Annotated in this window: 8 protein-coding genes and 1 pseudogene; 5 read left to right on the top strand and 4 right to left on the bottom strand. The window is 62.8% G+C overall.

All coding sequences use genetic code 11. The features are described 5' to 3' along the window. Positions 1–282 precede the first annotated feature (282 nt). Genes AACU78_RS23945 through AACU78_RS23935 form a run of 3 tightly spaced genes read left to right on the top strand, consistent with a single transcriptional unit; the run spans position 283 to position 3,263 of the window. Positions 283–1,632 (top strand): sensor histidine kinase, encoded by a 1,350-nt coding sequence (locus tag AACU78_RS23945; protein ID WP_106578143.1) that lies wholly within the window; start codon positions 283–285, stop codon positions 1,630–1,632. Continuing rightward, positions 1,617–2,000, top strand: a complete 384-nt coding sequence (locus tag AACU78_RS23940) for a response regulator (protein WP_106578142.1) — start codon at positions 1,617–1,619, stop codon at positions 1,998–2,000. Before AACU78_RS23945 ends, AACU78_RS23940 begins: the two co-directional genes overlap by 16 nt. A 9-nt stretch (positions 2,001–2,009) precedes the next feature. After that, positions 2,010–3,263: an EAL domain-containing response regulator gene (locus AACU78_RS23935; protein WP_106578141.1), complete on the top strand. Its 1,254-nt coding sequence runs from the start codon at positions 2,010–2,012 to the stop codon at positions 3,261–3,263. Here the strand turns inward: AACU78_RS23935 and AACU78_RS23930 are convergent. Continuing rightward, positions 3,237–4,094, bottom strand: a complete 858-nt coding sequence (locus tag AACU78_RS23930; protein ID WP_106578164.1) for a LysR family transcriptional regulator — start codon at positions 4,092–4,094, stop codon at positions 3,237–3,239. The genes AACU78_RS23935 and AACU78_RS23930 overlap by 27 nt on opposite strands. Before the next feature lie 114 nt (positions 4,095–4,208). Here AACU78_RS23930 and AACU78_RS23925 point away from each other — a divergent pair, with 114 nt between their 5' ends. Continuing rightward, positions 4,209–4,913, top strand: a complete 705-nt coding sequence (locus tag AACU78_RS23925) for a haloacid dehalogenase type II (protein ID WP_106578140.1) — start codon at positions 4,209–4,211, stop codon at positions 4,911–4,913. A 150-nt stretch (positions 4,914–5,063) separates the two neighbouring features. On the opposite strand, the gene AACU78_RS23920 is transcribed toward AACU78_RS23925, so the two are convergent. After that, positions 5,064–6,062 (bottom strand): succinylglutamate desuccinylase/aspartoacylase domain-containing protein, encoded by a 999-nt coding sequence (locus tag AACU78_RS23920; protein WP_106578139.1) that lies wholly within the window; start codon positions 6,060–6,062, stop codon positions 5,064–5,066. 91 nt (positions 6,063–6,153) lie between these two features. Here AACU78_RS23920 and AACU78_RS23915 point away from each other — a divergent pair. Beyond that, positions 6,154–6,693, top strand: a pseudogene (locus AACU78_RS23915) (TetR/AcrR family transcriptional regulator); the annotation flags it as partial. On the opposite strand, the gene AACU78_RS23910 reads toward AACU78_RS23915, so the two are convergent. Continuing rightward, the gene (locus AACU78_RS23910; RefSeq protein ID WP_106578137.1) at positions 6,649–7,647 is read right to left on the bottom strand and encodes a DMT family transporter; all 999 of its coding nucleotides are present in this window, start codon (positions 7,645–7,647) and stop codon (positions 6,649–6,651) included. The pseudogene AACU78_RS23915 and the gene AACU78_RS23910 sit on opposite strands and share 45 nt — an antisense overlap. Beyond that, on the bottom strand, positions 7,644–8,342 hold the full coding sequence (locus AACU78_RS23905; protein WP_106578136.1) for an ABC transporter permease: 699 nt from the start codon (positions 8,340–8,342) through the stop codon (positions 7,644–7,646). Before AACU78_RS23905 ends, AACU78_RS23910 begins: the two co-directional genes overlap by 4 nt. Positions 8,343–8,344 lie beyond the last annotated feature (2 nt).

Here is an 8,344-nt window from a genome sequence, read left to right as displayed (position 1 = left end):
AACCCCACCCATCTACCCCATCCCCCTGCAAACACCAGCCTACAGTGCCGATACCCCCAACCTAACTCATCACTACACCCAGCGCACAGCCAACATTAATCCATCCATTTGAGTGCCAAAACCCACCACGCCAAAGCCGCCAACCATCAAAACGCCATAATCTCTGCTATCGTCCAAAGACCTCATCTCCTCCTCGTCGCCCTCGTGCGATCTTCAGTGAGCATGCTCTGCGCCATCGGCTATCAACGTTGGCGGGCCTGAAGTTCATGGAACGCCACAGCGATGGATAAAAACCCGACCGAACGACCCCTCGAACCGCAATCGCGGGCCGAAAAAATCGTCGAATTCAAACGCCAGAAAACCCTGCTCAAGACCGGCGCCCTGCAAGACGCGATCTTCAACAGCGCGTATTTTTCAAGCATCGCCACCGACGAAAAAGGCGTGATCCAGATCTTCAACGTCGGCGCCGAACGCATGCTCGGTTACGCCGCCGACGACGTACTGAACCGCATTACCCCCGCCGACATTTCCGACCCCGCCGAACTCATCACCCGCGCCGCCGCCCTCAGCCTGGAGCTCGACACACCGATCACGCCAGGCTTCGAAGCCCTGGTGTTCAAAGCCTCGCGCGGCATCGAAGACATTTACGAGCTGACCTACATCCGCAAGGACGGCAGTCGCCTGTCGGCCATGGTCTCGGTGACGGCCCTGCGCAACCGCCACGACACCATCATCGGCTACTTGCTGATCGGCACCGACAACACCGCGCGCAAGCAGGAAGAAGCCGAGCGCAAAGGTTTCGAACGCGCCCTGGAAGAAAAGAACCTGGAACTGGAACACGCCAACCACATGAAGTCCGAGTTTCTCGCCACCATGTCCCACGAATTGCGCACGCCGCTGAACGCGGTGATCGGCTTCTCCGAGGCGCTCAAGGATGGCCTGGTCGGCGACATGAGCGAGGTGCAGCGTGAATACATCGGCGATATCTTCACCAGCGGCCAGCACTTGCTGTCGCTGATCAACGACATTCTCGACCTGTCCAAGGTCGAGGCCGGGATGATGGACCTGGAGCTTGAGGCCGTGGAGCTCGCGGGCTTGCTGGCCAACAGTCTGTTGATCGTGCGCGAAAAAGCCGCCCTGCAACGCATCCAGTTGAAGCTGGAAAGCGAGGGCGATTTCGGCACCCTGGAACTGGACCTGCGCAAGACCAAGCAGATCATCTACAACCTGCTGGCCAATGCGGTGAAGTTCAGCGAACACGGCGCCTCCGTGACCCTGGCGGTGCGCGAGGTCAGTCGCGCCCAGGTCGGGCAGATCCCTGGCGACTGGCCGACCCATGGCTTCGCCCTGCAGCCCAGCCCTCACGCGCAGTTCCTCGAACTGAGCGTCAGCGACACCGGCATCGGCATTGCCAAGGACGACATGAGCAAGCTCTTCAAGGCGTTCAGCCAGATCGACAGCAGCCTGGCGCGTAAATTTGAAGGCACGGGTTTGGGGCTGGCGATGGTCAAGCAATTGACCGACCTGCATGGCGGCAGCGTCGCCGTCGCCAGCCGCGTGGGCCTGGGCACCCGCTTTGTGGTGTGGCTGCCTCTGCATCGCGCCCCGGAGGCTGCATGGCCGAAATCCTGATCGTCGAAGACAACGAGGCGAACATGCGCCTGGCTCGGCTGTTGCTGGTCAATGCCGGTCACAGCGTGTTGTGGGCGGCGGATGCAGAAACCGGCTTGACGCTGGCGCGGGAAAAACAGCCGGCGCTGATCCTGATGGATATCCAGTTGCCGGGCATGGACGGCCTCGCCGCCACCCGACTGCTCAAGCAAGACCCCGGCACCGCGCATATTCCGGTGATCGCCCTGACCGCCATGGCCATGAAGGAAGACCGCGAAAAGACCCGACTGGCCGGCTGCGACGCCTACATCATCAAGCCGCTGCGCTACAAAGAGCTGTACCAGACCATCGACACTTTGCTGCAACCACACATCAGCCCTCTCCTGTGAGTCCTCTCCATGGCCAGCCAACCCGCAACGCTATTGATCGTTGATGATGAACCCCAGGTTCGCAAGCTGCTGGAAACCCTGCTGCAACACGAGGGCTACCAGACCCTGAGTGCCAGCAGCGGTGAGGAAGCCTTGCAGTTGGTGGCGCAGCAACCGCCCGACCTGATCCTGCTGGACATCATGATGCCGGGCATGGACGGTTACGAGGTGGCCAGCCACTTGAAGGGCGACGAAGCCACGGCGAGTATCCCGATCATCATGTTGTCGGCCCTCAGCGAGCCCAGCGCGCGCGTCAGCGGGCTGCAAACCGGCGCCGAGGAGTTCATCAGCAAACCGGTGGAGCGTGTCGAGTTGTGGCTGCGGGTGCGCAACCTGCTGCGGCTTAAGGCGCGCGGCGATCATTTGAAAGTCCACAACCTGATGCTCGAACAGCAACTGCAGCGGCAAACGGGAGAGCCGGCGGGCATGAGCGTGCACGACCTGGCGCGCCAGGACCTGGAAAACGCCCTGCGCCGGGCGGTCGAAACCAATGCGTTCAGCGTGCATTACCAACCCAAGGTCGAGCTGGCCGGCGGCCAGATATGCGCACTCGAAGCCCTGCTGCGCTGGGAGCGCCCAGGCTATGGCGCGGTTTCACCGGCGGTATTTGTGCCGATACTTGAGAGCCTGGGCTTGATCGTGCCGGTGGGGCGCTGGGTGATTGACACGGTTTGCCAGCAAATCGCCGTGTGGCAACGCGGCCTGATTGGCGCCGTAGAGGTTTCAGTCAACGTCTCCGGTCATCAGTTGATCGAGGGCGACCTGATTGCCGATATCGAGCGCACCCTGAGGCAAAACGGGGTGGCGCCGCACTGGCTGGAGGTTGAACTGACCGAAGGCTCATTGATGGAAAACACCCAGCACACCATTGCCAGCCTGCAACGGCTGCGCACGATGGGCGTGAAAATCTCCATCGATGACTTCGGCACCGGCTATTCAAGCCTGGCGTATCTGCGCCGGTTTCCCATCGACACGTTGAAGATCGACATCGCGTTTATTCGCGAAGTCACCACCAACCCGCAAGACGCGGCCATCACCCGCACGATCATTGAACTGGCCCATAGCCTGAGCCTGCAAGTGGTCGCCGAAGGTGTCGAAACCCAGGATCAGCTGGCATTTTTGAAAGCCGCCGGCTGTGATCAGATTCAAGGGTACTTATTCAGCCGGCCATTGCCCGCCATCACGCTGGAACGCCTGCTACTGGAGCGACTGCCGAGGCTCTGAAATCTCTTCACGCAAACAATCGATCAGCCCGCGGTGTGTCGCACTCAATCGCCCCGCGCCACTGACCAGCGCCAGCTCCGAAGGCGCCACCGGCGGCAGTTGCGTGCAGATTCGATGGCTGGCCAGCACGGCGCTGTTGGGCAGGATGCTGACGCCCAGCCCGGACGTCACCGCCGCCTGGATGCCAGTCAGGCTATGGCTGCCGAACGCCACGCGCCAACTGCGTCGAGCCTTGTCCAGGGTGCGGATGGCGCGTTGGCGGTAGATACAGCCTTGGGGGAATAATGCCAGCAGCAAGGTCTCGGCCTGCAGGTCCTGGCCCGCGCCGCACACCCACACCAGCGGCTCCGGCCAACTGGCATGGCACTCGCCGCTGCCGGGCTCGCGCTTGATCAGGGCGATGTCGATCTCGCCGTTTTCCAACTGGCGACGCAAGTCGGTGCTCATGCCGCTGACCGTTTCCAGCCGCGCTTCAGGGTAAGTGCGCACAAACCCCGAGAGCATCGAGGCCATGCGCGTGGCGTCAAAATCTTCGGGTACACCCAGGCGCACCGGCACCACGCTGGCCTCGGTACTCAGCGCCTCGCGGGCTTCGCGCGACAAATTCAGCAGCCGGCGCGCGTAGTGGGTCAGCAACTCGCCATGCTCGGTGGGGCTGACCTGCTGGCCGGAGCGGTCACGCACCAACAGCACCTGGCCGGCGCTTTCTTCAAGCTTGCGAATCTGCTGACTGACCGTGGATTGAGTGCGGTGCACGCGCTCCGCGGCGCGGGTAAAACTGCCTTCGTCCACCACGCAGACCAGGGTGTGCAGCAGCTCGAGATCAAACATGGCGGCGACCTTCATATCGGATATTCAACTGTGTGGCAGAGGTTAATTTAATTTCCAACTGACCGCCACGTTTCCTATGCTGCCAGGGTCACTCACTTTCCGCACCGGTGCCCCATGCCCCTTGAGAACACTCCTCGCCCGCTCTGGTTGACCTTTGACTGCTACGGCACGCTGATCCAGTGGGATGAAGGCCTGCGCGCCGCGATCGATAAAATCCTCGACGAAAAAGGTGATCATCAGGTCGACCGGGATACCTTGCTCAGCGCCTACGATCATCACGAGCACACCCTGGAACAGACGCCACCGCATCGCAGCTTTCGCACGCTGGCAGGCTTGAGCATGCAGTTGGCGCTGAACGCGTTGGGATTGCCGGCCAATGAGCACGACGGCACCCTCCTCACCGACAGCATCAGCGCGATGCCGCCGTTTCCTGAGGTCGTAGGGACACTCCAGCAGCTTAAAGCGATGGGGTTCAAGTTGTGCATTGTCTCCAATACCGACGATGACGTGATTGCCGGCAATGTTGCGCAGTTGGGCGGCGCGATTGATCGAGTGATCACTGCGCAGCAGGCAGGCGCCTACAAGCCCGATCGCCGTCTGTTCGACTACGCCCACGAGCAGTTGGGCGTGAACCTCGACCAGGTCGTGCATATCTGCGCCAGCCCGCACCTGGACCACGCGGCCGCGCGGGATATCGGCTTTCGGTGTGTATGGATCGACCGTGGCACCGGCCGCCAGTTGCTGGCGGACTACACGCCTGATGCGATTTTGCCGACGCTTGACCGCGTGCCTGAGCTGTTCACGTCCGTGGGGTGGTGAGGCCTATCGAAATCACCCGACGCGCCACGATCCAACGGTGGGAGCGGGCTTGCCCGCGAAGGCGCAGTGTCATTCACTGAATCGGTCGGCTGATACGCCTTCTTCGCGAGCAAGCCTGCTGCCACATTGGGGGCGTGTACAGGCAGCACTTTATGGGTCCAGCACCCCGCCGCTGTAGCTGTCGGATAGACGCGTGCCCGTAAATTTGGCGACGACTGAACCTTGCGCCACCAGGCGCTCGCGGTGGCGGGTCACCATGCGCCCGGCTTGCGCGGCGTGCAGGGTCACCTCCGACGTCGGCTCACCGGGCCTTGCGATGATCCGGGCGAAACGCTGGCCTTCCTCGACCTCATCGCCAAGTGCTTTTTCGAACACCAGTACACCGGCACAGGGCGCCATCAGGGTCTCCATGCAGCCCATGTCCACCACTTCCCCTTGCCATTCGTTGATCGCCGCCACTTCATCGATCACGCCGTTGATGCACAGCCACGCCCATAAGCCATCGGCGTCTTGCCGCGCCAGCGCATCGCTGACATCAGCCTGGCCGCGCAATTCGACAGTCGCCGCCAACTGTGGCGCCGCGTGGTTGATGAGGGTTTCTTCAAAGGAACCATCCCCGCCGTCATCCCAGACGATCACCACGTCCACCTGCAACGCCGCCGCCAGCGCCAGGCCTTGCTCCGGCCAGAAACGGCGATGGATGTAGAGGTAAGGCAGCGCCTCATCATCGGTGTGCAGGTCCAGCACCAGGTCGGCGTCGGCGGCCAACTGCACCAGGCTCTTTTGCCACTGCGCCAGGTTGGTCGCCGGGCGCTCCATGGCCAGTGAGTGGTCGAAAGCGCGGTTGAAATTCTGCCCAGTGGCGTCGTGAAAGCGCCCCAGCAGCCGGCCCTGACGAAATTGGCCGATGCCGAACGGGTTCGCCTGGGGCACAACAGTAACAGTGCCGCGCAGCCGCCCTTGAGCCTGGCAGGCCTGCAAACGCGGGAGCAACTGGTGCAGCACCAGCATCCCGGCGATTTCATCGGCGTGCACGCCCGCCTGCAGGTGCACCCTGGGCCCGCTGCCGTCGCCTTCGAAACGCCAGGCGCCGATGTGCAGCGGGTTGCCTGCATCGCCTTGAACCTGCCACGAAAGGTCATTTGCCATGCCTTGCCCCTCCTCTCATCATTTAATCGCTAGAGATTGAACACGTGTTCAACTAACCTGAGCGCTCTGGTCATCAACCCAAGGCACTCCCGTGACTGTCGACCCTCCCAAACTGCGCCGTGCCGACCCCGACGAACGCCGGGACTTGCTGATCGCCGCCACACTCACCAGCCTCGCACGCGACGGTCACGCAGGCATTTCCGTGCGCCGGATCGCGGCCCAGGCCGGGGTATCCGTGGGCCTGCTCAACCACCATTTCGGCAGCATCGATGCGCTGATCGCCGAGACCTACCACAAGCTGGCCAGTGAGCTGACCAGTGCCCTCTGGGCGCAAGTCGAGCAGGCCGAAGGCGCCGCCGCACGGCTGGATGCGTTTCTCAGCGCGTCCTTTTCGCCACGGGTGATGGACCCCGACCTGCTCGGCGTGTGGGTGGTGTTCTGGAGCTTGATCCGCCACTCGCCCCATGTGAACCAGTCCCACGAAAACAGCTACCGCGCCTATCTGGCGCTGATCCAGCAACTGCTCGACGACCTGGCCCGCAGCGAAAACCTGGTGATCCACGACAGCCACTTGGCGGCCATCGGCCTATCGGCGATGCTTGACGGGCTCTGGCTCGAGGGGTGCCTCAACCCCGGCACGTTCAGCCCCGCCAACGGCTTGCACATCTGCCGCTGTTGGGTACAGGGGTTGCGTCACGGCGCATTCGGCGCCGACCACGTCCTGTGATTCAGGGTGGCGCGCGCTGAGCATCGCCAAGGTGCCGCTGAGCGCAATCAGCACCGCACCGATGATCAGCGACACATCCATCGAGGTGCCCCAGATCAGGCTCGACAACACAAACGCCCAGATCAACCCGGTGTACTCGAACGGCGCGAGCAAGGTCGCGGTGGCGCGGCGGAAACTCGCAAACAGCAGGAATTGGCCAACCCCGCCGACCAGCCCTGCCGCCAGCATGCCCAGCCACGCGGGTGTCGGCGCCGGGGTGTGGGTCCACGGCAAGGTCACGCCCATGCACACCACAAACACCGCATTGGTGATCAGCATCTGCTCGAGCACCGAGGTAGTCGGGTCGACCTGGCGCAGCTGGATATAAGTGAACGCCCAGCACAAGGCGGCCGCCAGGGTCAGCGCGATGGGCAGCGCGTCAACCATGTGGCTGGGACGACAGGCAATCACCACGCCGACGAAGCCGATGAGCAGCGAAACCCATTGGCCACGGCTGGCGCGCTCCTTGAGGATCAGCGCTGCGAGCAGCGTGACCATGATCGGAGCGGAGAAATACAGAGTGGTCATTTCCGCCAGGGTCAGGTCTTTGGCGGCGGTGTAATACAGCACCCACGCCAGCAATGACAACAGGCCGCGAATGATCAGCAGCTGGCGACTGGCCGAGGTCCACGCCCGGCGCAACAGGCCCATGCGCCCGGCGATCACACACGCCCCCACCACCACCAGGCTGCGCCAGAATAGAATGCTGAATACCGAATAATCGGCCACCAGCCATTTGATCACGGCGTCCTGCAATGCCAGGAACGCGTAGGCCAATGAGCACAAGGCAATGCCTTGCAGCGCGCGGTTCTGCTTCATCCTGCCGACCTGCGCAGCGGCGTGCCGCGCCGCTCGGCGATGGCGTAGACGCCTTCGATGAGGAAGGTCAGGCACAGGTAGACACCGGCCACCAGCAGCAGCGGTTGATAAATCTGCAAGGTCTGCGCGCGTACCACGTTGGCCGCGCCCAGCAGGTCGACCACGGCAATCGTCGAAGCAAGCGCAGTGGACTTGAGCAACATCACCGTCTCCCCGGCCAGGGTCGGCAGCAGCAGCCGCATCGCGCGTGGCAACCGCACCCGCAGCAACGCCTGGCGCGTGGTCATGCCAAAGGCAGACGCGGCCTCCATCTCGCCCTTGGGCACGGCCAACAGGCCGCCGCGGATCACTTCGCCCACATAAGCGCCCACCGACAGCACCAGGGCGAACACGATGTACCAATAGCCGTCGCGCAGAAACGGCCACAGGAAACTGCCGCGCACCATCGGGAACTGGGCAAACAGGCTGCCCAGCCCATAGTAAAAAATGTAGATCTGGATCAACAGCGGTGTGCCGCGCAGCACGCTGGTGTAAGCCAGCGCACCCCGGGCCAGCCACTTGCGCTTGGACAAGCGCGACAACGCCACCAGCACCGCCAGGGCAAAGCCGAGCACTGCCGAGATCGCCAGCAGCGACAAAGTCGTCTGCAACCCCTTGGCGATCAGCCCCGCGTAATAGCTTATCCACTCAGGCATGG

The organism is Pseudomonas sp. R9.37 (genome assembly GCF_963878885.1).
Taxonomy (GTDB): Bacteria; Pseudomonadota; Gammaproteobacteria; order Pseudomonadales; family Pseudomonadaceae; genus Aquipseudomonas.
Note: the sequence above shows the minus strand (reverse complement) of the source record. Positions and strands in the feature narration are given on the sequence as shown.

What these genes read in the sequence shown, in the direction of transcription:
- AACU78_RS23945 (WP_106578143.1), top strand. Translation starts at nt 283, where the DNA reads ATGGATAAAAACCCGACCGAACGACCCCTCGAACCGCAATCGCGGGCC.
- AACU78_RS23940 (WP_106578142.1), top strand. Translation starts at nt 1,617, where the DNA reads ATGGCCGAAATCCTGATCGTCGAAGACAACGAGGCGAACATGCGCCTG.
- AACU78_RS23935 (WP_106578141.1), top strand. Translation starts at nt 2,010, where the DNA reads ATGGCCAGCCAACCCGCAACGCTATTGATCGTTGATGATGAACCCCAG.
- AACU78_RS23930 (WP_106578164.1), bottom strand. Translation starts at nt 4,094, where the DNA reads ATGTTTGATCTCGAGCTGCTGCACACCCTGGTCTGCGTGGTGGACGAA.
- AACU78_RS23925 (WP_106578140.1), top strand. Translation starts at nt 4,209, where the DNA reads ATGCCCCTTGAGAACACTCCTCGCCCGCTCTGGTTGACCTTTGACTGC.
- AACU78_RS23920 (WP_106578139.1), bottom strand. Translation starts at nt 6,062, where the DNA reads ATGGCAAATGACCTTTCGTGGCAGGTTCAAGGCGATGCAGGCAACCCG.
- AACU78_RS23910 (WP_106578137.1), bottom strand. Translation starts at nt 7,647, where the DNA reads ATGAAGCAGAACCGCGCGCTGCAAGGCATTGCCTTGTGCTCATTGGCC.
- AACU78_RS23905 (WP_106578136.1), bottom strand. Translation starts at nt 8,342, where the DNA reads ATGCCTGAGTGGATAAGCTATTACGCGGGGCTGATCGCCAAGGGGTTG.